Genomic DNA, 25,202 nt, shown 5'->3' on the forward strand with positions numbered 1-25,202 from the left:
TGAGGTTTTCTCAGCGAAATGATCTCCGCGAAGTGGGCTGATCGGTGCAGGTCCGGGTGGATCGGGCCGGGCGGCCCCGGCTCTGGACAGACGTAAAGCCCCTGGTAGGACAGGTCTCACCACAAGATCATGTCCGTAACCACCAGAGGCTTCACGTTGGTCACCTATGTTGCCACGCTCGACGTCCCACGCCATGTCGTGGAGTACCTGTCCCGCCTGCTGGCCGCACACCGACGACGCATCGGCACGCCGCGCGGCTCGCGGGCGCTGGGCCCGTTCCGCCAGGCCGTACTGGTTCTGCGCTGGTTCCGCGAGCGCGGCTGCGTGCACTGCCTGGCCCGTGACGCCGGAATCTCCCAGGCCACCGGCTACCGCTACCTGCACGAAGGCATCGACGTCCTCTCCGCCCAGGCCCCGGACCTGCACGAGGTCCTCTCCCGCTGCCGAGGTGAAGGCATGACACACGTGATCCTCGACGGCACACTGATCGAGTCCGACCGCCTCGCCGGCCTCCGGGACAACGGTAACGACCTGTGGTTCAGCCAGAAGCACAAGGCGTTCGGCGGCAACATCCAGTTCCTGTCCGCTCCGGACGGCACCCCCCTGTGGGTCTCCGACGTCGAGCCCGGCAGCGTCCCCGACATCACCGCCGCCCGCCTGCACGCCTTGCCCGCCCTTTACAAGGCCGCCGAGGGCCTTCCGACCCTGGCGGACAAGGGCTACATCGGCGCGGGCATCGGCATCCGCATCCCGGTCCGCCGCCCAAAGGGCCAGTCCGAGCAGGCACTTCACGCCGATACCCGCATGCTCAACATGCTGCTGCGGCATGTCCGGGCCCTGGGCGAGCGCACTGCCGCCGAACTCAAGCAGCGATGGCGGGCCCTGCAGCACGTCACGCTCAGCCCCAACCGGATCGGCGACATCGCCAGAGCAGCTCTCGTTCTCAACGGGATCTGGAAGTGATCACCGATGAGAAAACCTCAATGGGCACGCGCACAGGGCATTGCGCCCCGCACGGCGTACCGCTGGTTCCGTGAGGGCACGTTGCCGGTCCCCGCGGAACGCGTGGGGCCTCGCACGATCCTGGTGAACATCGAGGCGAACACCTCACCCGCCGTGACCGGTGGCGCGGGCTTGTACGCCCGCGTCTCCTCCCATGATCAGAAGCCGGACCTGGAGCGGCAGACCGCCCGGTTGTCGGCGTGGGCGGCGAAGGCCGGTCACAAGGTCGTCCGTATCGAGTCCGAGATCGGGTCGGGCATGAACGGCGCTCGCTCGAAGGCGAAGCGGCTGCTGGCGGACCCCGCCGTGACCACGGTCGTGGTCGAGCACAGAGACCGCCTCGGGCGGATGAACGTGGAACTGGTCGAAGCCGCGCTGTCCGCCTCCGGGCGCCGCCTGGTGGTGCTGGACGAGGGCGAAGCCGAGGACGACCTCGTGCGCGACATGGCGGAGGTGCTGACGTGGTTCTGCGCCCGCCGGTACGGGCGTCGCTCGGCGAAGAACCGGGCGAAGAAGGCCCTGGAGGCGGCTGCCGCCGGTGAGTGAGCCCAAGAGGCTGCGACCGATCGGGGCGCCGTTCGTCGCGCCGGGGCCGTCCGGGGTGGCGGTACGTGACCGCCTCAAGCACCTCACCGACGTGGACGACAAGGTGTTGCGACTCGTCGGCGAACACCTGGGGCGCCTGGCTTCCCTCGACCTCAAGACCCGGTGCGCCGACGGCCTGGAGCACGATACGGACACGTGGGCGGCCCGCAAGCAGGGGCTGACGGCCTCCTCGTCGTCGCGGTGGGCCGGGGCGATCACGAAGGCCACCCACGATCAGTGGGCGCTCTCCCGGCGCTGCCAACTCGCCCACACCCAAGGTCTTGAGGCCGGCGTGCGCACGCTGACGCACCGCCTGTCGCAGCCGATCGGGGAGAAGGGCACCGGGCGTGCTCCGGGCGGATACCGGTCCAGGGGCGAGTGGTTCCACAAGTCCCGCCGTCTGGCGACGCTGGAACACCGCCTCGATGTGGTCCGTGCGGAGCGTGAGGCCGGTGTCGTGCACGTCGTGCGCGGCGGCCAGAAGCTCCTCAACAACCGTCACAACCTCCAAGCCGCCCAGCTCACCGAGACCGCGTGGCGCGAGCGGTGGGAGGCCGAGCGCTGGTTCCTCCGCGCCGACGGCGAGTCCGGCAAGCGGTACGGGAACGAGACCATCCGCGTCACCCCCGAGGGCGAGGTCTCCATCAAGCTGCCCGCACCGCTGGCCCACCTGGCGAACGCCCGGCACGGCCGGTACGCCCTCGCCTCGAAGGTCGTCTTCGCCCACCGAGGGACGGAGTGGCGCGACCGGATCGAGGGCAACCGGGCTGTGGCCTACCGCATCCACCGGGACGTGGAACGCGGACGCTGGTACCTGACGGCCTCCTGGCAAAGGCCCGTCGTCAAGACGGTTCCGCTGGACACCGCCCGCGCTCAGGGCATGATCGGCGTGGACACCAACGCCGACCACTTCGCCGCCTACCACCTCGACCGGCACGGCAACCCGATCGGCAACCCGCGCCGGTTCTTCTACGACCTCACCGGCCCGGCCGGCCACCGAGACGCCCAGATCCGGCACGCCATCAGCCGGCTGCTGCACTGGACAGGCCGGTGCGGGGTGAAGGCCATCGGCCTGGAAAACCTGGACTTCACCGCCGAGAAGACCCGTGAGAAGCACGGGCGCCGCAAGCGGTTCCGGCAGCTCGTCTGCGGCATCCCCACCGGCAGGCTCAAGGCCCGGCTCGTCTCCATGGCCGCCGAGCACGGCCTGTCGATCGTGGCCGTCGATCCGGCATACACGTCGATGTGGGGAGCACAGCACTGGGCCAAGCCCCTCACCTCGAAGAACAGGAAGATGTCCCGACACGATGCCGCCGGTATCGCGATCGGGCGACGCGCCCTCGGGCACCCGGTCCGGCGACGGACGGCACCGCCCCACGACGACCGGAGTGATCGTCGTGGGCATCGGACCGCCCAGGCCGACCGTGGTGGCCGGGAGCGTGAGGGAACCCGCCCACCCGTCACGGAGCGCGCACACGATGCACGTCGCCGGATCGGGGAACAGCGAACGCGGGAACCCAGCGCATCCAACACCGTTCGGGATGCGCGCAGTTCCGGGAGCTGGCATCAGATGTCACTCCCGGACACTGTTTAGGAACGGTCACAGGGCCAGCCACACCGCCGTGTCGCCCGGCAGACGGCCCCCTTCCAACTCCTCGCCGGCCAGGAGCACCTCGCTGTGGGCCGGCAGCGTCACCGGATCGCCGGAGAGGTTCGCCACGCACCGGAACCCGGGGGTGCGGACGAACGACAGCACCGGGTCGTCCGGGGCGCTGTCCCAGGTGAGCGTGCCGTCCCCGAGGGCTGGGTGGTTGCGGCGCAGGGCCAGCGCCGACCGGTACAGGTTCAGCATCGACGACGGATCGCGGTCCTGGGCCTCGGCCGTCAGCGGCTTCCAGGCGACGGGCTGCGGGAGCCAGGGCGGCCTCCCGGCGCCGTCGGGGCTGAAGCCGAACGGCGGGCCGTCCCCGCTCCACGGCAGTGGGACACGGCAGCCGTCACGCCCCCGGTCGGTGTGCCCGGAGCGCTGCCAGGTGGGGTCCTGGAGCAGCTCCTCGGGAAGGTCCTCGACCTCCCACAGGCCCAGTTCCTCTCCCTGGTACAGGTACGCGCCGCCGGGCAGGGCGAGGGTGAGCAGGGCGGCCGCCCTGGCCCGGCGGGTGCCGAGTGGCAGGTCCGCGGGCCCCCGCAGGTCCGAAAGTGAGCGCACCGGTCCGTCCGGCTGCGGCCTGGCGTAGCGGGACACGTGCCGGGCGACGTCGTGGTTGGACAGCACCCAGGTGGCCGGTGCGCCGACCGCGCCGAGCGCGGTGAGGGACTCGTCGACGACGCGGCGCAGGTGGTCGGCGCGCCAGGGCGCCATCAGGTAGTCGAAGTTGAACGCGGTGTGCAGTTCGCCGGGGCGGACGTAGCGGGCCAGCCGCTCGGGGAAGCCCGCCCAGGCCTCCGCGACGAACGCGCGGGGATCGTCGTACGCGTCGGCGACGTTCCGCCAGCCCTGGAAGATCTCGTGCACCTCCTCGCGGTCCCAGTGCGGATGGTCCAGGCCGCCCGCCCCTTCGAGGAGTTTGCCGTCGAGGGAGCCGATGTCGGGCAGACCGGGCGCCTTCACCAGGCCGTGTGCCACGTCGATGCGCACTCCGTCGACGCCGCGGTCGAACCAGAAGCGCAGGACCGACTCGAACTCGGCCCGCACCGCGGTGTCGTCCCAGTTCAGGTCCGGCTGCTCGGGGGCGAACAGGTGCAGGTACCACGGGCCCGGGGAGCCGTCGGGCTCGGTGATCCGCGTCCAGGCGGGGCCGCCGAAGACGCTTCTCCAGTTGTTGGGCGGCAGTTCGCCTCCGGGGCCGCGTCCCGGCCGGAAGATGTAACGCTTCCTGGTGGGGGAACCGGGCCCGCCGGACAGTGCCTCGCGGAACCACGCGTGCGCGGACGAGGTGTGGTTCGGCACGATGTCGATGAGGAGGCGCAGGCCGTGCTCGTGTGCCTCCTCCACCAGCGCCCGCGCGTCCTCCAGCGTGCCGAAGACCGGGTCGATGTCCCGGTAGTCCGCGACGTCGTAGCCGCCGTCGGCCATGGGGGACGGGTACCAGGGGGTCAGCCACAGCGCGTCGACGCCGAGTCCGGCGAGGTACGGGAGGCGCTGCCGTACTCCTTCGATGTCGCCGATGCCGTCGCCGTCGCCGTCGGCGAAGCTGCGGATGTACACCTCGTAGATGACGGCGTCGCGCCACCAGTCGGCGGTGGTCCGGGCGAATGCCACGTCTCTCCTCAGGGCGTGATCGGGATGTCGGACGAGGGGTTGGTCGCCTGACGGCGCCCGCGCCGGGTCCCGCGCCGGGGGGCGGTACCCGAGATCACCGCGCGGGTGGTGCCGGGTCCGCAAGCGGCCCGTCAGTGGAAGTTGTTCCACAACTGTCTGCCCGTCCCGCCGCCGAAGATGTCCGCGGAGGAAACCGGTGGGGTGGGGAGGGGCTGGGACCGGCCGAGGCCCTCCCCCCGGCTCCAGACCGCGTGGGAGCCCCGCGGTGGCTTGGAGCGGGGAAGGTTCCGCCACCGGAGTGACGCCGACGGCGACGGCTGCGACACCCGGTGGGAAGCCCTGCTCGCCGAAGCGACCATGCCCCGAGTGAGGCGGCGGATGTGCGCTTCGGCAGGCGCCGAGAATCCGGGTGCGGGGGTGGGTGATGCGCTTGGAAGCCGGTTCTCACTCGATCGGCGGGATTGGTCGTCCCGGACGCGCGCTTCCGTGCGCAGAGGGCGGCACGCGTGTGCTCCTCGCGCGGTCGTCCGCGCTCTGACCGGGGCAGCCCTCGCGGAGGCAGGTTGGTCACCGCGGGGGCTGCACTGGGCAGCCGCCGATGTCGATCATGGAAGGGACGGAGAAGATCTTGCTGTTCCGAGGGCGTTTTCGGACTCTGCTGACCGTTGCGGTGGCCGCCATGGCCACCGTGGGGCTGTCGGTATCGCCGGCCCACGCCGCACTCCCGGTGGGCCAGGATGTGATCATCAGCAACTACGCCAGCAACTGGTATCTGTCCACCGACCACCAGACCGTGGGCGAGGGCCAGCGCGTCCAGATCTGGGACCGTGACCCGATGGCCAACAACGGCGCCGGCAGCATCTGGCGCCTCACCCCCCGCACGGACGGAAGCTACAGCATCTCCCCGAGCGAGCCGTACGGCCGCACCCCGCGGTTCTGCCTGTCCAACGAGAAGGACCCGAACCGCAGTGGTGAGGGGGCCGTGTGGGTCAGGCGCTGTGCCGACGCGGACTCGCGGCAGTCCTGGTGGATCGGCGAGACCAGTAGCCGCTCCTACATTCACACCATCATCCCCGCGAACGACCCCGGTTACGCGCTGGGTCCCCACCGCGGCATGGCCGCGGCCGACGTCCATGTCAACGTCACCCGCCGGCAGGGCGGCACCTCCGCGACCGTCCAGATGTGGAAGATCAACCCTGCCTGAGGCCCAGCCGCTCAAGGCCTCTGCCACGGCGTGGTTCCGTGTCTCCGCGCCCGCGGAGACACGGAACCACGCGGGAGGGCGACTGGCACCGGCGGTTGGGCCCTGACCCCTGATCCTGGCCACGCCCCCCGGGGCCACCGCCGAGTTCGCGAGGACGGCGAGCGGGCCGACCACAAGCGGATCGCGCATGTGATGCGGAGCATCGAGTGGAGGGCCGACGGGCCGATGACGTGCAGGTTCGCGTCGAAGCGGCCAAGGCCGGCGGCAAGGGCGGTCCAGGACCGGGGCCCAGGGCGTTTCGCCCGTCACCCGCATGTGCCTCCTCCGGCTCACTTCCAGGTGGGAGCAGAACCACGCCCGTCACCACCACCACGCATCTGAACTTCCGCGGCTCGGCCCGCGAGGCGCTGGACTTCTACCGGTCCGTCTTCGGCAGGCACACCGTCGCTGTGACCTACGAGGACGCCGGCGACGTCCAGGACGACAGCGAGGCCGGCGCGGGTCGGGCGGAGAGGGGTGTACGGGGCGGCCCTCCCCGCTTCGGCGAGAGCCTTCGGCGGCATCGCGGCGCCCGCCCAGAATGTGCTGGCCGTCACCGGTCTTCGGGGGCTCCTCAACGCCTGACCGGTCGCTTAGCATGAACGGATTATGAAGGGAGCGTTTTCGGTCGGCATCGGTGGATCCGGCATTGATGTCGGAGCCGGCGGCGCAGCCGACCACGGCGTGCACGGCGGAAGCAGTGCCCCCGAGAAGGTCGGGGCCAGGCTTCGTCTCGGCGAACTGCTCACCGAGGGCTGCCGCGGCACAGTCGCCATCCGGGCGCACGTCTCGTGCAGACCGGCACCCCGTATTCCAGACCTCAGAGGGCCTCTCGTATGAATGCACTTCCCCTGCTCCTGATCGGCCTCGCGATGTTCGCGGGCGGATATGTCCTGTACTCGAGATTCCTGGGCAACCGGGTCTACAAGCTCGACGCGTCCTTTCGGACGCCCGCGCACGAACTGCAGGACGGCGTGGACTACGTCCCGACCAACAAGTTCGTGCTGTGGGGACACCACTTCACCTCGGTCGCGGGCGCAGCGCCCATCGTCGGCCCCGCGGTCGCCGTCATCTGGGGCTGGCTGCCCGCGTTCCTGTGGGTCACCCTCGGCACGGTCTTCTTCGCGGGCATGCACGACCTGGGCGCCCTGTGGGCCTCGGCGCGCAACAAGGGCCGCTCGATCGGCACGCTCTCCGGCCGCTACATAGGCGGCCGGGGCGCCAACCTCTTCCTCGTCGTGATCTTCCTGCTGCTCCTGATGGTGGTCGCGGCCTTCGCGGTGGTGATCAAGAATCTGCTGATCTCCACCCCCTCGGCGGTGATCCCCGCCTGGGGCGCGGTCGCGGTGGCGCTGCTGGTCGGCCAGGCGGTCTACCGCTACAGGATGAGCCTCGGCCTGGTCACCGTGATCGGCGTCGGAGCGCTCTACGGCCTGATCCTCCTCGGCGACGCCGTACCGGTGGAGCTGCCCGACCCGATCCTGGGTATGTCTCCGGCGACCTTCTGGATCATCGCCCTCTTCGTCTACGCCGGCATAGCCTCCCTGCTGCCCGTGTGGGTGCTGCTCCAGCCCCGTGACTACATCAACGGCGTCCAGCTCTTCGTCGGGCTCGGCATCCTGTTCACCTCGGTACTGCTGAGCGCTCCGACGATCGTCGCCCCGGCCTTCAACGACGCCGTGCCCGCGGGCACCCCGAGTCTTGTGCCGCTGCTCTTCGTCACCATCGCGTGCGGCGCGATCTCCGGCTTCCACGGCATGGTCTCCTCCGGCACCAGCTCCAAACAGCTGGACAAGGAGACCGACGCCCGTTTCGTCGGCTACTTCGGCGCGGTCGGCGAGGGCCTGCTCGCGCTCGGCGCGATCATCGCCGCCGTCGCGGGCTACCGCACCCTGGCCGACTGGGAGGCCGTCTACAGCGCCTTCGGCCAGGGCGGCGTCGCGGCGTTCGTCGAAGGCGGCGGCGCGATCCTCAACAGCGGACTGGGCCTGCCCGTGTCGCTGAGCTCCACGGTCCTGGCCACCATGGCGATCCTGTTCGCCGCCACCACCATGGACACCGGCGTGCGTCTGCTGCGTTTCGTCGTCCAGGAGGCCGGCGAGGTCGCGAAGGTGAGAATCGGCAATGTCGCCGGCACGCTCATCACGCTCGCCGTCGGTGCGGGACTCACCTTCAGCCAGGGCGCCGGGGGCGAGGGCGGCCTGCGCATCTGGCCGCTGTTCGGAACCAGCAACCAGCTGCTGGCCTCCCTGACGCTGTCCATCGTCGCCGTCATGCTGATCCGCAAACGGCGCAATCCGGCGCCCGCGCTGATCCCGCTCGCGGTCGTGTTCGTCATGGCGTTCTGGGCCGCGGTCGTGCAGCTCGGCGACTTCTACGAAGCTCGGGACTGGCTGCTGCTGATCATCGACCTCGTCATCATCGTCGCCGCCCTGTGGGTCGCCTTCGAGGCGGTCGTCGCGATGCGGCGGGCCTCCAGGGAGCCGCCGGAGGCTCTCGACGCCGATGTGACCGAGAAGGGCGAGCTGACGAAGTGACGTCCCGCTGGGCCTCGCTGCGGGCCGGGCTGGAGGAGTTCTACGCCGGTCCCTACCGGCGTACCCTGGCCCGCGCCCGGCGCGAGGAGGACGACCTGTTCCGGATGGTGGTCCTCGCGGAGGCACTGGGCGTGCCGGACCCGGCGGCGTACTACACCGCCGAGCTGATGCCCGCCCTCTACGAGGACTTCCACGCCTGGCACCGCCGTATGGGCATGGACCGCTCACCACTGGAGCACATCGGGTGCTGCTAGACCTCATCACCTCGCGCAGGGTCGTCTTCGTCGGCGGCAAGGGCGGGGTCGGCAAGACGTCCGTCGCCGCGGCGGTCGCCCTCGGCCGTGCCCGGTCGGGCGCCCGCGTGCTGCTGGTCTCCACCGACCCCGCCCACAACCTGGGCCATCTCTGGGGCCGCCCTGTGGGCGACGCGCCCGTGCGCCTCGCCGGCCCGGGGGACCTCGTCTCCCGGGCCGGGGCGGCCGGTCACGTCGACGGGCTGGAGATCGACCCGGAACGCACGGTCGAGCAGCACCTGTCCGCGGTCGCCGGGACGATGCGGCGGCTGCTCCCCGAGCGGATGCACGCACCGGCCGCCCGGCACCTGCAACTGGCCCGGCAGGCGCCCGGCACCCACGAGTCAGCGGTGCTGGAGCGGATCGCCGAGGCGGTGGAACTCGGCGAGGAGGCCTACGACCTGGTCGTCTTCGACACCGCGCCGTCCGGCCACACACTGCGGCTGCTCGCGCTGCCCGAACAGCTCACCTCCTGGACCGAGACCCTGCTCGCCAACCGCGACCGGTCCGAGCGGTTCGGCGCCGCGGTGCGCGGCCTCGGCGGCGGCGGGGACAGCGACCGCGACGCCGAGCTGCGCCGCATCCTGCTGCGCCGGCGCGACCGCTTCTCCCTGCTGCGCGAGGTGGTGACGGACCCGGCGCGGACCGGATTCGTGCTCGTACTGACCGCCGAAGTGCTCCCGATCGCCGAGACCGTGGAGGTGTACGAGAAGCTGACCGGCCTCGGTGTCGACGTGGCCGCGCTCGTCGCCAACCGCCGTTCCCCGGCCGGCGCCGGTGAGCTGCTCGAGTGCCGGCGGAGGCTGGAGGACGAGCACCTCGCCCGGCTGCGGCAGCGGATCCCGGACGTCCCCCTGCTGGAGGTGCCGCTGCTGCCGGGGGATCTGGTGGGCACGCGGGCCCTCGCCGCACTGGCGGACCGGCTCGGGCACTCCACTTCTTAAGATTCGGGACTCTGCGCCGGTCCGTGGTGTGCGCCGGGTCGGCGTCTGCGCCGCTCACCTTCGTGGTCGGCGCAGCCGGTGTGCTCCGGCCGGCGCCGCGACGAAGCGAGCACGTGGCCTGCTTCACCCGCGAGGTGGTATTCCGGCGGTGTGCCCCGACTGCCGGGAACACAACGTCGTGCGCGAGGACGACTTCGTCCGCGTCTTCTGCGGCAGCGATCTGCCTACGGTGTGGAACGTGGATTCCACCGTGTGACGGCCGAGGGGCACAGCCACTCGCTGACGGCGGCTACGAGTGAAGAACGTCGCGGGCCTGTTCCGCGGCGCGGGCGATGCTCTCGCTGACGAAGCCGAGGAATCGGGCGACGTTCTCGAGGCGGGCGGCGGGCGGCGGGCGGCGGGCGGCGGCCGGAGTGCCGGGGCCGAGGACGCCGATGCCCTGCCGCGCGGTGTCGACGAGTTGGGCGGTGGAACGGGCGCTGGCCATCATCGACCGGTACCAGACGTCGTCGTCGACGACGTAACGCTCGCGGCGGCGTTCGCCGCGCTCCCGGCGGACGAAACCCTGGCCGTCGAGGAACGCGACCGCTTTGGAGACGGACGTCGGGCTGACCTGGAGGTGCCGGGCGAGTTCGGAGGCGGTGAGGCTGCCGGTGTCGGTGAGGGTGAGGCAGGCCATCACCCGGGACATCATCCTCGGCATGCCCGAGGCCATGAAGGCGGCGGCGAATGCCTCCTCGTACTCGCGTACGGCCTCGGAAACACCTCCGTGGGCCTGCGGGAGCGTCTGCGGTTCTCCTGGCACGGCCTGCCCGCGCCGGCGGGTGCGGCGTTCGGTGGCACGCTGGGCCAGGTCGGCCCGTTGGCTTCGGCAGTCGACTCCACCGGCACAGGACCGCTCGATACACTGCCGCGATCTGTGGTCGCTCCCCGTGAGTGCGGGGAACCGGCCCGCGATGGAGCGAGCAGCATGACCGACTTCGCCGGCGCTGACGCCGACCGGTGAGGCAGGGCAGAACCAACCACAGCAAGGTCGGCCTCCAGCGCCCGCGTCTGCGACGCCATGGGCGGGGGCGAGGATCACCATTGACCGGATGAGGAAGATCGCCCGGCAGATCGTCGGACTCCGGCCGACCGCGGGCCGGAGCAGCAGGCACGGCAGCTCCGCCCCGGGGTGGCGAATCCTTGTGCGGTATCCGGCCCGGTGATCTAGGGTTCCGCTGAACCAGGGAGGGCGAATGCACAGGGCACGGGGAAGACGGTGGGCCGCGGTGTGCGCAGCCGCGGCGCTGGCGGTGGCCGGATGCGGGCAAGGCGCCACCGAGGGGCCGTCGGCCAGGGGGAGCGTCCCGTACGAGAGCCTGGGAGAGCTGCCGGAGAAGCTCGGCGCGGACGGCACCACGATCACGGTGGGCGACCCGGACGCCCCCATCACGGTGCACCTGTACGAGGACCCGCGCTGCCCCTACTGCCAGGAATTCGAGGCCACTGGAGGCGCCCCCGCACTGCGGGAGGCGACGATCCGGCGAGAGGCGAAGACCGAGTACACCCTGGCCTCGTTCCTGGACGACCGCGCAGGCGGAGACGGCTCGAAGAAGGCGGTCAACGCGCTGCGCGCCGCGCTGGAGCAGGACAGGTTCGCCGAGTACCACGAGGTGCTGTACGCACACCGGCCCGCGGACAGCGCCGGCGACTACACCGACGCCTTCCTGCTGGAACTCGCCGATCAGATCGACGGTCTGCGCGGCCCGGCATTCGACACCGCGGTGAAGACCATGAAGTACCGCGACTTCGTGACCGCCTCCCAGCAGGCCTACGAGCGCGCCGGGGGCGAGGAGGAACCCGAAGGCCCGGGCACCCCCACCGCTGTGATCAACGGCAAGCGGATTCCGTTGGAGCACAGCGGGATCCTGCTGGACACCGACGGCTTCGCCGATCTGCTGGAGGAGATCCGCGACAAGCCGCTGGCCTGGCAACGCCTCGACCTGTAGCCCCTGGGCCGCTTCGCCTCGCCCAGCTGCCGGTCCGCCACCGCGGTGGCGGACCGGCAGCTGAGATCCGTACCCGGCCGTCCGCGATGACGGCCGGACGCGGCCGGTGCCGGGTCGGAGCCGTCGCCGACTCCCTCTCCCCAACCGGAGGGGACGCCCGGCGGGGTGCCCCGGCGCTGGTGCCCGGGGAGAGGCGCGGTCCGCGCACCGCCGCGCCGGGCACGAGGCGTCAGGTTCTGTCCGCGTGCTCCCGCAGGCGAGCGGAGATCAGGGACTCGAGCGCGTCGGCCGCCAGCTCGGCGTACCGGGCGAAGTCGGTGTCGTCGCCGGCGGCCGCTGCCACCCGGAAGCCGTCGGTGAGGGCCCGTCCCATGACGGCCATGTCGTGCGCCAGCTCCGCCGCGACGTCGTCCGTCACTCCCGCGTAGGAGGCGCGCAGCCGGGACGCGATGAACTGGAACATCTCCTTGCGGATGGCGAGGTAACGCTGCCGGGCGAGGTTGTCCTCCAGTCGCCGCTCGAAGGCGAAGACGAGGCCGATGCTCCAGAACGCGGCGGCCGGATCGGTGAGGCTGCGGGAGGCCGCGGCCGAGTCGCTGATGCTGCGGCGCAGCAGTTCGCGCAGGTCGCCGACGGACTCATGGGTCCTGCGCCAGACCTCGAAGCAGTAGTCCAGCAACTCGACGAAGAGCTGCTCCTTGTTCCGGAAGTGCCAGTAGACGGATCCGATCGGCAGGCCGGACACGCGCGCGACGTCGGCCATGGTCGTCCCCTCGTACCCGGCCTCGACCGCGCGCGAGAGCACCGCCTCGAGTATCGCCCGCTTCGACACCTCGGATGCCCGGTGCGTCTTCCGCCGCGTGGCCATCGGCTCCCCTCACCCCTCTTCGGACTGCAGTTCTACCAAATGCACGCCGACTCTTGACACCGACCGCAGGCACTCGTCAGTGTAATGGCGATTCTAGAACGTAACTTCTAGGTTTCGCCGATGGGGCGCGACTCGGTGCGCGTTCCATGTCCTCCTTGCGGGCCGCTGCGATGGCACGGGTCCGCTCTGTCCCGAAACAGGGAGACTTGTATGAGGATCACCGATCATGTCCCGCAGGAGAAGATGAGCGGTCTGCAGGTCCGCGCCATCGTCATCGCGATCACTCTGGTCGTGCTCGACGGCTACGACGTCTCGCTCACGTCGTTCGCCGCCCCGTACATCGAGAAGGGGTTCGGGGTCTCCAAGGCCGAGCTCGGACTCGTCATGTCCGGCGCCCTGATCGGCATGCTCCTGGGCTCGATCATCGTCGCGCCGCTCGCCGACCGCATCGGCAGACGCAACATGGGTGTCATCTCCACCGTGACGATCGCGGTGGGCATGTTCATCGGCCCGTTCGCGACGCCGGAGACCGGGACCTGGCCTCTGGTGGTGAGCCGCATCGTCACCGGCATCGGCGTCGGCTCCCTGGTCGCCGTGGTCGGCGTCATCCTCTCCGAGTACACGGGCAAGCGCGTGTACGCGCTGGTGATGGCCGTCTACGCCGCCGCGATCAACATCGGCGGACTGCTCGGCTCGATGATCGTGGGCCCGATGCTCGACACGCGTGGCTGGCAGTTCGGCTGGTGGGTCGGGTTCGCGCTGAGCGCGATCGCCGCGGTCGCCACGTACGCCCTCCTCCCCGAATCGCTCGCCTGGCTCTCCGAAGGGCGTCGCCCGGACTCCCTGCAGCGGCTCAACACACTCCTGGCGAAGATGCGCCGGCCCGCGCTCACGGCGCTCCCCGCGCCCGACTCGACGAACGTCAAGGTCAAGGGCTCGCTGCGCACCGTGTTCACCGGCCGCACCGGTTTCTACACGCTGCTGATGATCGTCGGATACGTCGCGTACATGCTCAGCTTCTACTTCATGACGAACTGGGCGCCCTCCAGCGTGGCCTCGGCCAACGACAACCCGGCGCTGGCCCCGCAGCTCGTGACCGCCTTCAGCATCGGCGGCATTCTCGGCAACGTTCTCTTCGGGTACCTGGGAGGCAGGATCGGCATCCGCCTCCTCGCCCCGGTCTTCCTGGTCCTGGCCACCGTCACCCTGTCGCTGTTCGGCATCGCCGGATCGGGGATGCCCACCGCCTGGTGGACCCTGTTCGCGGCCTCCTTCTTCGTCTGCTCGGGCACCGCCGCCTTCTACGCGATCGTCCCGACGCTCTACCCGACGCTGGCCCGCTCGACCGGTTTCGGCGTCGTCATCGGCGTCGGCCGGTTCGGCGGCATCGCGGCGCCGGTCATCGGCGGCGCGGCCTTCGACGCGGGCTGGGGGATGGCCGCGGCCTTCACCGTCTTCTCCCTGCCCATGCTCATCGCCGGCGTCTGCATCCTCGCCCTCCACCTGAGCCAGCGCCGCTCCGACGCGGCCGAGACCCGGCCCGAGCCCGCGCTCTCCGGTACGTCCGCGTAGCGGCCGTCCGCCTCTTTCGAGAAAGGAACCACTTCCATGCCGCTGGCCGTCGCAGCGCTCTCCCACGCGCCGTCCTTCGGCAACGTCGACCCGGGCGGGGAGACGTTCGCCGAGATCAATGCCGCCATCGACGAGGTGAAGGAGTTCGTCGCCGGGTACGACCCCGACCTGGTCGTGGCGTTCGGGCCCGACCACTTCAACGGCCAGCTCTACTCGCTGATCACCCCGTGGGCGATCGGCGCGGTCGCCGAGGGCATCGGCGACTACGGCACCACCGCGGGGCCGCTGCCCGTCGACGGTGACGCCGCCCGGGCCCTCCACGCGGCGGTGCTGGCCGAGGGCGTCGACATCGGCCGCAGCGAGCGGATGAAGGTCGACCACGGCGTGGTCCAGCCGCTCGACTTCGTGTTCGGCAAGAACTTCACGCAGCCGATCGTTCCGGTGTTCGTGAACGCGATCGGTCTGCCACTCACCCCCATGCGGCGGGTGCGCCTGATGGGCGAGGCGTTCGGCCGGGCCGCCCGGGCCCTCGACAAGAAGGTGCTGTTCCTCGCCTCGGGCGGCATCTCCCACAACCCGCCGATCCCGCGCTGGGACGGTGCCCCCGGCACCGTGCACGAGCGCCTGGTCGCGTACGCGCCCTCGCCCGAGGAGCGGCGGGAGCGCGAGCAGATGATCGTCAAGGGCATTCAGGCGATAGCCGACGGCAAGGCGCCCAGCGACCCGCTGAACGAGGAGTGGGACACGCTCGTCCTCGACGTGCTCCGCTCCGGCGACCTCGGCCCGGTCGACGGCTGGGAGAACGGCTGGTTCGTGGCGGAGGGCGGCTCGGCCGCGCACGAGATGCGCAGCTGGATCGCCGCCTACGCCGCGCTGTCGACCGCCGGCCCCTACCGCTTCGCCGTCGACCGCTACTGGGCGGTCCAGAAGTGGGGCGCCGGCTTCGCGGTCCAGGCGGCGGTGACCGCATGAGCCGGGCTGAGAAGACGCACTTCGCCACCCTGTGGGAAGAGATCGCGGACCTGGAGCACTCGCTGCGGTACGTGGACGCGGGCGGCTACCGCACCCGGGTGCTCGACATCGCCGGAGCGAGCCCCAACGCGCAGACGGTCGTGCTCGCCAGCGGCACCAGCGGCCACATCGAGGCGTGGACGCAGAACGTCCGGGCGTTCGTGGAAGCCGGTTTCCGGGTGGTCGGCTACGACTACCCGGGCCACGGCTACACCTCACTGGCCGACCACCCGCTGGAGATCCGCGACTACGAGGAACACCTGATCGCGCTGCTCGACGCACTGGCGCTGGAACGCGTGCACCTCGCCGGCGAGTCGCTCGGCGGCTGGCTCGCGCTGAAGTTCGCGCCGAAGCACCCCGAGCGGCTGCGCACGGTGATCCTGTCCGCACCGGGCGGGCGGGTGGTCGGCGAGCCGCAGCTGGACCGGACGCAGTCGGTGAGCGCCAAGGCGGTGAGCGAGCCGACCTTCGACAACGTGAGGAAGCGCCTGCAGGTCGTGATCCACGACCCGGAGAACATCACCGACGAGCTCGTGCGCGTCCGCCGGGCGATCTACGCCCGCGACGGGTTCAGCATGGCGCACGTGTCCGCCCTGCGGGAGCCGGAGCGGCGTTGGCGCAACCGCGTGACGGACGAGGACTTCGCGGCGGTCCCGGTCCCGGCCCTGATGGTGTGGACCGACCACGAGCCGACCGGCGACGAGGCCGAGGGCGAGCGCCTGTGCGGACTGATCCCGGACGGCGAGTACCTGCTGGTCCGCGGTGCCGCGCACTGGCCGCAGTGGGAGGGAGCCGCGGAGTTCAACGCCGCGGCGGTCGCCTTCCTGGAGAAGCATGCCTGACGAAAGGACCGCAGTGAGCGTCCCCCGGGAGACCATCACCCAGATCGCGCGCGAGCTGTTCGAAGCCAAGCGCGGCGTGTACACCGTGCCGTACGTGAGCCCCCGGCTCCCCGAGCGTGACCTCGACGCGGCCTACGCGATCTCCGCCGAGTTCGCCGCCCTGCGCGAGCGCGAGCTGGGTGTGAAGCGGGTGGGCCGCAAGGTCGGCCTGACCAACCCCCTCGTGCAGCAGCGCGTGGGCATCGACGAGCCCGACTACGGCATCATCCACGACGACATGGTGCACGCCTCGGGCACGCACCTGCCGCTGTCCGCGTACAACCGCCTGCTCATCGAGGCCGAGGTCGCGTTCGTGCTGAAGAGCGACGTCCTGGAGGCCTCACGCGAGAGCGTGGAGGCGGCGATCGACTACGTGACCCCCGCGTTCGAGGTCGTCGACTTCCGCTACGACGGTTCGGTCGGGCAGATCGTCGACACCATCGCCGACAACGCCGGCTGCAGCGGCGTCGTCCTCGGCGAGGAGCGGCACCCCTACGGCGAGGTCGACCTGCCCCGGGCGGAGATGGTCATCACCGGTGGCGCCACCGAGATCACCCGAGGTGTCGGCGGCAACGTGCTGGGGGACCCGGTCAACGCGGTCGTCTGGCTGGCCGGGACGGCGATTCGCACGGGCGAGCCGCTGCGCGCCGGCGAAGTGCTGCTGTCGGGCTCCATCGGCTACATCGAGCCGTGGCCCGCCGACGTCGAGTGCGTCGCCACCATCACCGGACTGGGTCGCGTGGTCGCGACCGCGGATTCGAAAGGCTGAACATGAGTGACTACCGTCCCGTCGACGCGACCACCCGCGTCGAGATCGAGCAGCTCATCACGGAGATGCTCTACCGCCTCGACCACAACCGGGCGGACACCACCTGGGAGCTGTACACCGAGGACGGCGTCTCGGTCGGCCCGATGGGCGACATGGACCGCGAGGCCATGAAGGTCTGGGGGGCCAAGCGCGCCCGGCAGACGGACGTCGTCGGCCGTCACTTCATCGGCGGGATCCGCCTGGTGTGGGACGGGGACGAGGTCGAGGGAACGGTGCAGTACCTGACCTTCCGCGACACCAACGAGCCGCAGACGCTGCCCGCGTCGGTCGGCGAGTTCCGCGAGCGCTACCGCAGGGTCGACGGCCGGTGGCTGTTCGCCCGCCGGGAGATCGTGCCGGTCTTCGGCGGCCGGGCGGCCGCGGCCCACGCCGCGCGCGTGGCCGGACAAGAGGGGCAGGCGCAGTGAAGCGAGCAGCTCCCGGCGACCGGGCCCCCGTCCTGTACCACCAGACGGTCCCGTCGTTCTCGATGCCGGAGTGGGCGGTGACCGCCGGGTACGACGGCGTGATCCTCGATCTCCAGCACGGCGAACTGGGGCTCGAGGCGGCCTGCGGGATCCTGCGCTCGATCCCGAGGGACAACGCGTACGCGTACGCCCGGGTGGGCTCGCTGGACCCCGCGCCGATCCTGCGGCTGCTCGACAGCGGGGCCCGCGGCATCGTCGCGCCCACCGTCGAGTCCCGCTCCCAGACCGAGACCCTGGTCGCCGCGGCCAAGTACCCGCCGGCCGGGAACCGCAGCCTGGGGCCCTCGCGGCCCGCGCTGTACCCGGGCGACTCGTACACCGAGGCGGGCAACCGGGCGGTCTCCGCCGTCGCCCAGATCGAGACGAAGGCCGGGGTCGACCGGGCAGAGGAGATCGTCTCGACCCCGGGCCTGGACTCGGTCTACATCGGGCCGGCCGACCTGGCCGTCTCCTACGGTCTGCCCGGACGCGGGGACTGGGAGGAGGGCCCGGTGCGCGAGGCGATCGCCCACCTGCGGGAGGTGACGAGCGCGCACGGCGTCACCCTCGGCATCTACTCCGGCCGGCCGGAGTACGCGGCCGGCCTGTTCGCCGACGGCCTCGTCGACTACGTGGGCCTCGGCATCGACCTCGTCCTGCTGAACCGCGCGTTCGGCGACACCATCGCCGGGCTGGACCCGGCACGATCCGCACGGAGCACCTCATGAAAAAGGCCTGCGACGTTCTCGTCGTCGGGGCGGGTCCGGTCGGTCTGACCCTGGCCAACCTGCTGGGGCAGCAGGGCGTCGACGTCCTCGTCGTCGAGCGGGAGCACGAACTCATCGACTACCCGCGGGCCGTGGGCATCGACGACGAGGCGCTGCGCGCGATGCAGACCGCCGGCCTCGTCGGCGAAGTGCTCCCCCACACCATCCCCGACCAGAAGATCTACATGATCAATGGCGACCGGATGATCCTGTCCGAAGTGAACCCGACGACGCGCGAGTTCGGCTGGCCGCGCCGCAACGGCTTCGTGCAGCCGCTGGTCGACCGGGTGCTGCTCGCCGGCCTCGACCGCTTCCCCAACGCCGCCGTGCGCTTCGGCGCCGAGGTCGTGGACCTGTCCGAGGACGCCGACGCAGTGGTCTCCACCCTCGCGAACGGCGAGACGGTGCGCGCGCGGTACGTCGTCGCCGCCGAGGGCGGGTCCTCACCCACCCGCAAGCGCCTGGGCATCTCGTTCGAGGGCGAGACCCGGCCGACCGACGGCATCGTGATCGACGTCGCCAACGACCCGATCGGCACGCCCCACGCCGTCTTCGGCGGGGACCCGGCCCGCAGCTACGCCTCCATCGCACTGCCCCACGGCATCCGGCGCTGGGAGTTCACCCTCTTCGAGGACGAGGGCGAGGCCGACGTCGAGGACGACGCGTTCGTCTTCGGCCTGCTGGCACCGCATGTTCCGGACCCGTCCAAGCTGGACATCATCCGCCGCCGCGTCTACCGGCACCACGCCCGGATCGCGGGCCGGTTCCGTCACGGGCGGATCTTCCTCGCCGGCGACGCCGCCCATGTCATGCCCGTCGTCGGCGGCCAGGGCTGGAACTCGGGGATCCGCGACGCCTTCAACCTCGGCTGGAAGCTGGCCGCCGTCGTCAAGGGCCTTTCGACCGACGGTCTGCTGGACACGTACGAGACCGAACGGCTGGGCCACGTCACGCAGATGGTGGCCGTCTCCCTCCAGATGGCGAAGGAGATGACGGACCACGATCCGCAGAAGGCCGCCGAGCGCGACCGGATCGCCGCCGGCCGCACACCGGAGGAAAGGGAGGCCCAGAAGCGGCAGGCGTTCAAGCCGCAGCCGAAGTTCGACCGGGGCGTGGTGGTGCACACCCCGCTGCCGGTGTCCAAGTCGCTGCCGGACCGCGACGTGCCCCGGCTGGCGGGCACGATATTCCCCCAGCCGACGGCCACCGACGCCGACGGCGCGGAGATGCTGCTCGACGACGCGACCGGGCAGGGTTGGCGGGTCCTCACCTGGAACAACGACCCGACGGCGTTCCTGTCGGCCCCGAGGCGTGCCGCGCTGGACCGGCTCGGCGCCCGCCTCGTGCAGGTGGTGCCGAAGGCACAGCTGCCGTGGGCGCGGAAGCAGGCCACGGCCGGCGTCACCGTCGTCGGCGACCTCGGCGGTGAGTCGAACCTGCAGGCCTGGTTCGACGCGCGGCCGGTCGGCGCGGTCGTCCTCCGCCCCGACCATGTGATCGCCGCCGAATGCCTGCCCCAGGAGCTCGACGACGTTCTCGCCCGGGTTCTGGAGGCCGCCTGCGTCGCGTGACGCGCGGCGGAGCTTTCCGGCCGCGGTGGGGCGGTGTACGACGTGCGCGGGGCCGAAGTGGTCGCGAGGAACGCGCCACTTCGGCCCCGTCCTTGTCGGTAGCCCCCTTCTAGAATGGCGATGCTGGTGTAGCGCGGGGCACGGACGACAGGCGGCGACAGGGTGACGGGCATGAGGCGGGGCAACGGTACGAAGGGCACGCGGCAGGCGCGCTCGGACCGGAGCCGGGAGCAGATCCTGCGGGCGTCCCTGGATCTGGCGCTGGAACACGGCTACCAGGGCACGACCATGGCGGCCGTCAGCACGGAATCCGGCCTGCCCATCGGCTCGGTCTACTGGCATTTCAAGAGCAAGGAGCAGCTCTTCGTCGCCCTGCTCGAGCACTGCTACGAGGTGTGGATGCGGATCCACTCCGGCCCCGACGGGTTGCGCCGCAAACTCTCGCGAGGCATCGCCGGCCTGTCCGGCGCCGACCCGAAGCAGTACACGAAGGAGGAGGCCCTGCTCAAGGCCGCGGCGGTCTGGGCGTTGAGCAGGCAGCTCGGCGGTCTGGGCGAGGACAGCGAGGTCCGTGCAGCGTACCTGCGGATGCGGGAGGAGATGTTCAAGGTGGACGTCCAGCGGCTCACCGAGTCCATCCCCGCCGAAGTCGCCGAGCGCTTCCCCGACATGGCCGCCAAACTCACGGTGCTGAGCCTGGCGTTCACCGACGGCTTCTACGTCCACGCGAACTCCGACGTGCACCTGGACCTGGACTTCGGTGAGTACGCCGATCTGGCGGCGCGGGCGCTGGAGGGCCTGGTGGACGACTTCGCCCGCCGGGCGGCCGAGGAGCGGTAGGACCTTCCGGAACCGCCCGGCGGGGAGGAGGAGTCAGACGCCGCGGGTGAGCCCGCCGTCGACGCGCAGGTTCTGCCCGGTGGTGTAGGTGGCGTCGCAGGCGACGAAGGCCACCGTTCGGGCGACCTCCTGGTAGGCGGCGGCCCTGCCCAGCGGAATCGCGGAAGTCCACTCGGCCGGAACGGACTCCGGGGCGGCGACGGTGTACCCGGGTAGCACGTTGTTGATCCGGATGCCGTCCGCGGCGACCTCGTCCGCCCACAGCTTCGTCCAGGTCGTCATCGCGGCCCGGGCGACCATGGAGGTGGGGAAGCGGGGCGAGGGCTCGGTGGGGCTGGCCGAGGAGATGTTGACGATGCTGCCCCCGCCCTGCGCGCGCATCGGAGCCAGGGCGGCGCGGCAGGCCCGCACCACGTTGTAGAAGTACAGGTCGAAGCCGGTGGCCCAGTCCTCGTCGGTCAGTTCCTCGAGCTTTCCCTTGGGGCCGTGGCCCGCGCTGGTGACCAGCACGTCCAGCCGGCTCCAGGCGGAGGCCACCTGCCCGACGGCCGCCTCGACGACCCCGGCCTCGGTGTAGTCGCCGCGGATGGCGAGACCACCGAGCTCCCCGGCCAGCTCGTCCGCCCCTTCGCCGCGCGCCAGCACCGCCACCCGGTGGCCACGCGCGGCCAGTTCGCGTGCTGAGGCGGCGCCGATGCCGCTGCTGCCGGCGATCACGAGGGCGGTGGGGGACGCTTCGGTCATGCTGCACTACTCCTGGTTACGGGGCCGGATCCGGTCAGGCCGACCGCGCGGCCCGCCTCCTTGCGGCTGCGGCGGCCGCCGGTGTCCCGCTCGGGCGCGGGCTCGGCGGCCACAGGGCGACTTCCTGGCTGGAGCAGCCCCTCTAGAATTATTATTCTAGTCGAACGTAACCGGCCTCACGCCGGACGTCAACGGCCGGAGGCCGACACGCTGAGCGGCAGAGGGGCCCACGGGACCTGCGCCCGGGGCGGCCGGCGAGCACGTGCCTACCGTCCGGCGTCCCCCGGAGCGGGGAGAAGGTCGGTGGCACCGTTCGTGATGGTTCCGGTACGCCGGAGCCGGGACGCCATGGCCAGCGCGCACACGCCACTGACCAGCAGATCCGTCACCAGACAGACGGCGCGGCTGGCCACCGCCACGGCGGTGGCCGCGGTGACGGGCAGCACTTGGGAGAGTGTTCCGATCAGGACCATCTCCCGGACCAGGGCGCCGTCGGGCAGTACCACGACGACCGAGCTGACCCCCGTGGCCAGCGCGAACGCTCCGACGCTGATCACCAGAGACTGCCCCATGGGCGCGCCCATGGGGAGCGTGAGCAGCCACAGATGGAGGCCGGAGACCAGACGGCAGGCAAGCTGCCATCCGATGGCCGCACGGATCTGCCGTCCCGAGCCGGACACGGTCAGTTTTCGGCGCAGCAGGCGGGCGGCCGCCTGCGCGGCCCGTCCCACCAGCGACGGCCGCGCCAGCGCGAAGGCCAGCGACGCGGCCGGGAACAGCAGCAGCCAGCTCCAGGCCCCGAACATCAAAGGCGCGGCCAGGCTGCCGACGACCATCCCGGTCAGCAGTACGACCGGAATGTTGAGCAGCGAGACAGCGATGATGACCAGCGTTCCGACACCGACACTCCGGGCGAGCCGCGCATGGGTGAGAGCCACCCAGAGCGCCCCGGGCGCGTACTTGGCGCTCATTCCGACGAAGTAGACACCGGCGGCGGTGCGGCGAGGCAGGACATGCCCCAGATCGGCGAGGAGGCCGCGCCAGGACATCATGGCGCACAGCAGGGCTGCCACATTGATCACGCAGGAGACCAACACAAAGGGCAGCGCCCGGAGGGTCATCATGGGGCGTGTGGCCGACCAGTCCTGTTCACGGAGGGCCAGCACGAGCCCGACGACGATGACGCAGGCCAGCGCCCAGCCGGCCAGTGGCCGCCAGCGAGGCCGCGGGCGCCGCCGGCGGCGGCTGGTGTCATCCACGGCTGGACTTCCGGCGCGTCAGGCTCTCGTACAGGCCGAGGGTGCGGGCGATGGTGTCCGGCCAGCGGAAGTTCCGGCGGGCGTGGGTTTGGCCACGGGCGGCCAGCCGTGCGGCTGCGGCGGGGTCGTCCAGCAGCCGGCAGATGAGGGCGGCCAGTTCGTCGGGGGTGTCACCGCTCATCCGCAGCGCCGCTGGACCGCCGTCGTCCTCGCCGTCGGAGATCAGCGCAGAGAAGCCGGAGCCGAGCACCACCGGGGCCGCCAGGGCCATCGCCTCGACCGAGACCAGCCCGAACGGCTCATAACGGGAGGGGAAGACGCAGGCGTCGGCGGCGAGATAGTGGCGTCGCACGTCCTCCTGGGGCAGATAACGGTGGTAGACGTGCGTCCGGTCCCCGATGCCGAGCTCGGTGACCAGCCGGTCCACCGCCGTGTCCTGGTCCGTGCCGGCGAGGCCGACGCCGAGCATCACCAAGTGAACCCCGGGATGGCGGCGGGCGACCGCAGGCAGGGCGTGGAGCAGCGTGGGCACGCCTTTGACCGGGCTGAGCCGGCCGGCGAAGACCAGCAACGGGGTGTCGGGGGGAAGCCCGAGTTCCGCGCGGAGCCCGCTTCGCGCCCGCTCCCGCTCGCGGGCGAGCTTCGCGTCGTCGGAGTCCCGGTCGGCCGGGATGCCGGTGGTCTCGCAGCCGTGCGGGATGACGCTGATGCGGTCCGCCCGCCAGCCGTGCGCGACGACCAGCCGCCTCAGCTCCGGGGTGGGCACGACGATCCGGGCCGCGGCTTCGGCGAGCAGCCGCTGATTGATCTCGATCAGCCGGAAGGGATCGGTCATATCGGGCTGCTCGGCCATCGTCATCTCGGTGTTGTGAACGTGATAGACCACGGGCAGCCGTAGCACGGTGGCCGCGAGGATTCCGGCCGGGGCACTCTGCCAGTCGTGCACGGCCACCACTGTGCCCGGCCGGCGGGCTCGCACGAGCGCGGGCAGTGTCGCCAGATTGAAGGCGAGCAGGGAGAGCGCGAACAGGGCCCGGCCGCTGAGCGCCAGATGGTTCTTCGGCGCCACGATGCGCCGCTTGAGCCGGCTCGGCAGCCAGGGCCGCCGGATCGTCACGGGGCCATGCCGCTCCCGGCGGGGGAGGTTCGCCGGGCAGTTCAGGGTGTACAGCGTCAGTGGCACGTCGCCGTGCTCCCGTTGGACGCACCGGACGAACCGCTGCGCGTACTCCGCCAGGCCGCCCAGGGTCCAGGGCGGGTACTGGTGACAGACCACTATCACCCGCCGCAGCGGGGAGCGTGGTGGGGCGGTGCCGAGGGCCGGGCTCAGGCGACTCAAGCGGACCATCCTCTCTCTGCAGCCCTGTAGGAGCCGATCCGCCGTACGGTTCTCGGATCGCGCTGAAGGATTCCGGCATACGTGCGGGAACGGACTCGAGGCGTGCATCGGCTGCGCAGTTGTGGCAGTTGTGGCAGTGGGGCGGAGACGGTGGTTTCCCGGGTCGTACTCACAGAAATCGGCTGACGGTCAGAACGATCAGCCACAGAATGCCGTTGATCATGAGCGGTGCGTCCGTGAGTACGTCATGGCCCGGCTCTTCACTGCCGCGGTGCAGCGCTATCAATTGCAGATAGCGGCACAGGGCGAAGATGGCGAGGGGCATGGTGACGACGGCCAGCACGGCAGCGTGTGGATGCGGTGCGGAGAGGACGAACAGTTCGTAACTGATCAGTGTGACCGCCAGCAGCAGGACCATCAGCTGGTCGAGCAAGGAGACCGAGTACCCCGTGAGAGCGGGCCGCTGCGTGGCCGCCCGCTCCTGGATGTCCGCGGTGACAAGTTCGTGGCGTCGCTTGCCGAGCGCCATCAGCAGGCAGGCGCAGTACACGGATATGATCAAAGGAGGGCTGAAAGGCGCCGCCACCACCAAACAGCCCGCCAGCGCCCGAAGGGCGAAGCCGATTGCTATCACGCTGACGTCGACCAGCGGGAAGTGCTTCAACGCCAGGCAGTAGGCCAGATTGAGTACCACGTATGCAGCGGTGACAGCCTGCACCGCCGGCGGCAGCAGTGCGCCGCAGGCTGCCAGTGTCGTCAGACAGCCCGCGCCCAGGAGCAGCGCGCCGAGTGGGCCGACCTGACCGCTGGCCAACGGCCGATGGCGCTTGACCGGATGCAGCCGGTCCTGCTCGCGGTCGAGCCAGTCGTTGAGGACGTAGACCGCGGCGGAGGCCGCCGTGAACGTGGCGAAGGTGGCGAGTCCCCACGCGATGTGGTGCAGGAGCGCCGCGGGGTCCACGGCCAGCGGAATGATGAGGACGAAGACGTTCTTCACCCACTGGCGAGGGCGCAGCAGCACCAGTGCTGCCGGCAGCCGGGAACGCCGGGCAGTGGTGCGTGATGTGCCTTCCTGGAGGGAACCGTGCGAGCCGTCCGTCGCGCGGGCCGGTTCCGCAGGAGCCGTCGCCGACGCTGCCGGGGGTGTGGACGTCCCAGGACCGGGCGGTGCGGCCGCGGCCGCACCGCCCTGGTCGTCCACGGTGTCTCCGCCGCCCA

Annotated in this window: 21 protein-coding genes and 4 pseudogenes; 18 read left to right on the plus strand and 7 right to left on the minus strand. The window is 71.0% G+C overall.

Annotation, left to right across the window (positions count from 1 at the left end):
• The first annotated feature begins 156 nt into the window (after positions 1-156).
• From CUT83_RS14675 to CUT83_RS14685, 3 genes and pseudogenes are all read left to right on the plus strand, one after another.
• On the plus strand, positions 157-963 hold the full coding sequence (locus CUT83_RS14675) for a transposase family protein (RefSeq protein ID WP_101256294.1): 807 nt from the start codon (positions 157-159) through the stop codon (positions 961-963).
• 6 nt (positions 964-969) lie between these two features.
• Positions 970-1,548, plus strand: a complete 579-nt coding sequence (locus CUT83_RS14680) for an IS607 family transposase (protein ID WP_101256295.1) — start codon at positions 970-972, stop codon at positions 1,546-1,548.
• Positions 1,541-3,181: pseudogene (locus CUT83_RS14685) on the plus strand (nuclease/transposase family protein). Before CUT83_RS14680 ends, CUT83_RS14685 begins: the two are co-directional and overlap by 8 nt.
• A gap of 6 nt (positions 3,182-3,187) precedes the next feature.
• On the opposite strand, the gene CUT83_RS14690 reads toward CUT83_RS14685, so the two are convergent.
• Positions 3,188-4,849: a glycoside hydrolase family 13 protein gene (locus tag CUT83_RS14690; protein ID WP_101256297.1), complete on the minus strand. Its 1,662-nt coding sequence runs from the start codon at positions 4,847-4,849 to the stop codon at positions 3,188-3,190.
• 679 nt (positions 4,850-5,528) lie between these two features.
• Here CUT83_RS14690 and CUT83_RS14695 point away from each other — a divergent pair.
• The 6 genes and pseudogenes from CUT83_RS14695 to CUT83_RS30990 all read left to right on the plus strand — a co-directional run bounded on the left by CUT83_RS14695 (position 5,529) and on the right by CUT83_RS30990 (position 10,122).
• Positions 5,529-6,053, plus strand: coding sequence for an RICIN domain-containing protein (locus CUT83_RS14695; protein ID WP_101256298.1), 525 nt, complete (start codon positions 5,529-5,531; stop codon positions 6,051-6,053).
• A 377-nt stretch (positions 6,054-6,430) separates the two neighbouring features.
• Positions 6,431-6,547 (plus strand): annotated as a pseudogene (locus CUT83_RS30985) (VOC family protein); the annotation flags it as partial.
• A gap of 381 nt (positions 6,548-6,928) precedes the next feature.
• On the plus strand, positions 6,929-8,629 hold the full coding sequence (locus CUT83_RS14705) for a carbon starvation CstA family protein (RefSeq protein ID WP_101256299.1): 1,701 nt from the start codon (positions 6,929-6,931) through the stop codon (positions 8,627-8,629).
• Positions 8,626-8,883 (plus strand): cory-CC-star protein, encoded by a 258-nt coding sequence (locus CUT83_RS14710; protein ID WP_093848858.1) that lies wholly within the window; start codon positions 8,626-8,628, stop codon positions 8,881-8,883. Before CUT83_RS14705 ends, CUT83_RS14710 begins: the two co-directional genes overlap by 4 nt.
• On the plus strand, positions 8,874-9,866 hold the full coding sequence (locus CUT83_RS14715) for an ArsA family ATPase (RefSeq protein WP_101256300.1): 993 nt from the start codon (positions 8,874-8,876) through the stop codon (positions 9,864-9,866). The genes CUT83_RS14710 and CUT83_RS14715 overlap by 10 nt, the downstream gene beginning before the upstream one ends.
• 11 nt (positions 9,867-9,877) lie before the next feature.
• Positions 9,878-10,122: pseudogene (locus CUT83_RS30990) on the plus strand (hypothetical protein).
• Between the two features lie 33 nt (positions 10,123-10,155).
• Here CUT83_RS30990 and CUT83_RS14720 read toward each other — a convergent pair.
• Positions 10,156-10,728 (minus strand): annotated as a pseudogene (locus CUT83_RS14720) (MarR family transcriptional regulator); the annotation flags it as partial.
• Between the two features lie 376 nt (positions 10,729-11,104).
• Between CUT83_RS14720 and CUT83_RS14725 the strand changes: the two are divergent.
• Positions 11,105-11,857 (plus strand): DsbA family protein, encoded by a 753-nt coding sequence (locus tag CUT83_RS14725; RefSeq protein ID WP_101256302.1) that lies wholly within the window; start codon positions 11,105-11,107, stop codon positions 11,855-11,857.
• A gap of 229 nt (positions 11,858-12,086) precedes the next feature.
• Here CUT83_RS14725 and CUT83_RS14730 read toward each other — a convergent pair whose 3' ends face one another.
• Positions 12,087-12,725: a TetR family transcriptional regulator gene (locus CUT83_RS14730; RefSeq protein ID WP_101256303.1), complete on the minus strand. Its 639-nt coding sequence runs from the start codon at positions 12,723-12,725 to the stop codon at positions 12,087-12,089.
• A 210-nt stretch (positions 12,726-12,935) separates the two neighbouring features.
• Here CUT83_RS14730 and CUT83_RS14735 point away from each other — a divergent pair, with 210 nt between their 5' ends.
• From CUT83_RS14735 to CUT83_RS14770, 8 genes are all read left to right on the plus strand, one after another.
• Positions 12,936-14,297, plus strand: coding sequence for an MFS transporter (locus CUT83_RS14735; RefSeq protein ID WP_101256304.1), 1,362 nt, complete (start codon positions 12,936-12,938; stop codon positions 14,295-14,297).
• A gap of 36 nt (positions 14,298-14,333) precedes the next feature.
• The gene (locus tag CUT83_RS14740; RefSeq protein WP_101256305.1) at positions 14,334-15,269 is read left to right on the plus strand and encodes a 3-carboxyethylcatechol 2,3-dioxygenase; all 936 of its coding nucleotides are present in this window, start codon (positions 14,334-14,336) and stop codon (positions 15,267-15,269) included.
• Entirely contained in the window at positions 15,266-16,150 is an 885-nt protein-coding gene (locus CUT83_RS14745; protein ID WP_101256306.1) for an alpha/beta fold hydrolase, read from the plus strand. The genes CUT83_RS14740 and CUT83_RS14745 overlap by 4 nt, the downstream gene beginning before the upstream one ends.
• Positions 16,143-16,958, plus strand: a complete 816-nt coding sequence (locus CUT83_RS14750) for a 2-keto-4-pentenoate hydratase (RefSeq protein ID WP_240958188.1) — start codon at positions 16,143-16,145, stop codon at positions 16,956-16,958. Before CUT83_RS14745 ends, CUT83_RS14750 begins: the two co-directional genes overlap by 8 nt.
• Positions 16,959-16,960: 2 nt before the next feature.
• Positions 16,961-17,425 (plus strand): nuclear transport factor 2 family protein, encoded by a 465-nt coding sequence (locus tag CUT83_RS14755; protein WP_101256308.1) that lies wholly within the window; start codon positions 16,961-16,963, stop codon positions 17,423-17,425.
• Positions 17,422-18,192, plus strand: a complete 771-nt coding sequence (locus CUT83_RS14760) for an HpcH/HpaI aldolase family protein (protein WP_101256309.1) — start codon at positions 17,422-17,424, stop codon at positions 18,190-18,192. Before CUT83_RS14755 ends, CUT83_RS14760 begins: the two co-directional genes overlap by 4 nt.
• On the plus strand, positions 18,189-19,802 hold the full coding sequence (mhpA, locus tag CUT83_RS14765) for a bifunctional 3-(3-hydroxy-phenyl)propionate/3-hydroxycinnamic acid hydroxylase MhpA (RefSeq protein WP_101256310.1): 1,614 nt from the start codon (positions 18,189-18,191) through the stop codon (positions 19,800-19,802). Before CUT83_RS14760 ends, mhpA begins: the two co-directional genes overlap by 4 nt.
• Before the next feature lie 171 nt (positions 19,803-19,973).
• The gene (locus CUT83_RS14770) at positions 19,974-20,642 is read left to right on the plus strand and encodes a TetR/AcrR family transcriptional regulator (protein ID WP_101256311.1); all 669 of its coding nucleotides are present in this window, start codon (positions 19,974-19,976) and stop codon (positions 20,640-20,642) included.
• 33 nt (positions 20,643-20,675) lie between these two features.
• Here the strand turns inward: CUT83_RS14770 and CUT83_RS14775 are convergent, their stop codons facing one another.
• The 4 genes from CUT83_RS14775 to CUT83_RS14790 all read right to left on the minus strand — a co-directional run bounded on the left by CUT83_RS14775 (position 20,676) and on the right by CUT83_RS14790 (position 25,185).
• Positions 20,676-21,386, minus strand: a complete 711-nt coding sequence (locus CUT83_RS14775; RefSeq protein ID WP_101256312.1) for an SDR family oxidoreductase — start codon at positions 21,384-21,386, stop codon at positions 20,676-20,678.
• A 266-nt stretch (positions 21,387-21,652) separates the two neighbouring features.
• Entirely contained in the window at positions 21,653-22,645 is a 993-nt protein-coding gene (locus CUT83_RS14780; protein WP_101256313.1) for a lysylphosphatidylglycerol synthase domain-containing protein, read from the minus strand.
• Positions 22,638-23,984, minus strand: a complete 1,347-nt coding sequence (locus tag CUT83_RS14785; RefSeq protein ID WP_158239015.1) for a glycosyltransferase family 4 protein — start codon at positions 23,982-23,984, stop codon at positions 22,638-22,640. The genes CUT83_RS14780 and CUT83_RS14785 overlap by 8 nt, the downstream gene beginning before the upstream one ends.
• Positions 23,985-24,153: 169 nt before the next feature.
• A complete protein-coding gene (locus CUT83_RS14790; protein WP_158239016.1) occupies positions 24,154-25,185 on the minus strand; it encodes a UbiA prenyltransferase family protein in 1,032 nt (343 codons plus the stop codon).
• Positions 25,186-25,202 lie beyond the last annotated feature (17 nt).

The organism is Streptomyces barkulensis (genome assembly GCF_002843305.1).
GTDB classification, from domain to species: domain Bacteria; phylum Actinomycetota; class Actinomycetes; order Streptomycetales; family Streptomycetaceae; genus Streptomyces; species Streptomyces barkulensis.

Excerpts from the sequence above, each read along its gene's own strand:
- CUT83_RS14730 (WP_101256303.1), bottom strand. The coding sequence starts at position 12,725 with ATGGCCACGCGGCGGAAGACGCACCGGGCATCCGAGGTGTCGAAGCGG.
- CUT83_RS14745 (WP_101256306.1), top strand. The coding sequence starts at position 15,266 with ATGAGCCGGGCTGAGAAGACGCACTTCGCCACCCTGTGGGAAGAGATC.
- CUT83_RS14680 (WP_101256295.1), top strand. The coding sequence starts at position 970 with ATGAGAAAACCTCAATGGGCACGCGCACAGGGCATTGCGCCCCGCACG.
- CUT83_RS14770 (WP_101256311.1), top strand. The coding sequence starts at position 19,974 with ATGAGGCGGGGCAACGGTACGAAGGGCACGCGGCAGGCGCGCTCGGAC.
- CUT83_RS14755 (WP_101256308.1), top strand. The coding sequence starts at position 16,961 with ATGAGTGACTACCGTCCCGTCGACGCGACCACCCGCGTCGAGATCGAG.
- CUT83_RS14695 (WP_101256298.1), top strand. The coding sequence starts at position 5,529 with ATGGCCACCGTGGGGCTGTCGGTATCGCCGGCCCACGCCGCACTCCCG.
- CUT83_RS14740 (WP_101256305.1), top strand. The coding sequence starts at position 14,334 with ATGCCGCTGGCCGTCGCAGCGCTCTCCCACGCGCCGTCCTTCGGCAAC.
- CUT83_RS14725 (WP_101256302.1), top strand. The coding sequence starts at position 11,105 with ATGCACAGGGCACGGGGAAGACGGTGGGCCGCGGTGTGCGCAGCCGCG.
- CUT83_RS14750 (WP_240958188.1), top strand. The coding sequence starts at position 16,143 with ATGCCTGACGAAAGGACCGCAGTGAGCGTCCCCCGGGAGACCATCACC.
- CUT83_RS14705 (WP_101256299.1), top strand. The coding sequence starts at position 6,929 with ATGAATGCACTTCCCCTGCTCCTGATCGGCCTCGCGATGTTCGCGGGC.
- mhpA (WP_101256310.1), top strand. The coding sequence starts at position 18,189 with ATGAAAAAGGCCTGCGACGTTCTCGTCGTCGGGGCGGGTCCGGTCGGT.
- CUT83_RS14775 (WP_101256312.1), bottom strand. The coding sequence starts at position 21,386 with ATGACCGAAGCGTCCCCCACCGCCCTCGTGATCGCCGGCAGCAGCGGC.
- CUT83_RS14735 (WP_101256304.1), top strand. The coding sequence starts at position 12,936 with ATGAGGATCACCGATCATGTCCCGCAGGAGAAGATGAGCGGTCTGCAG.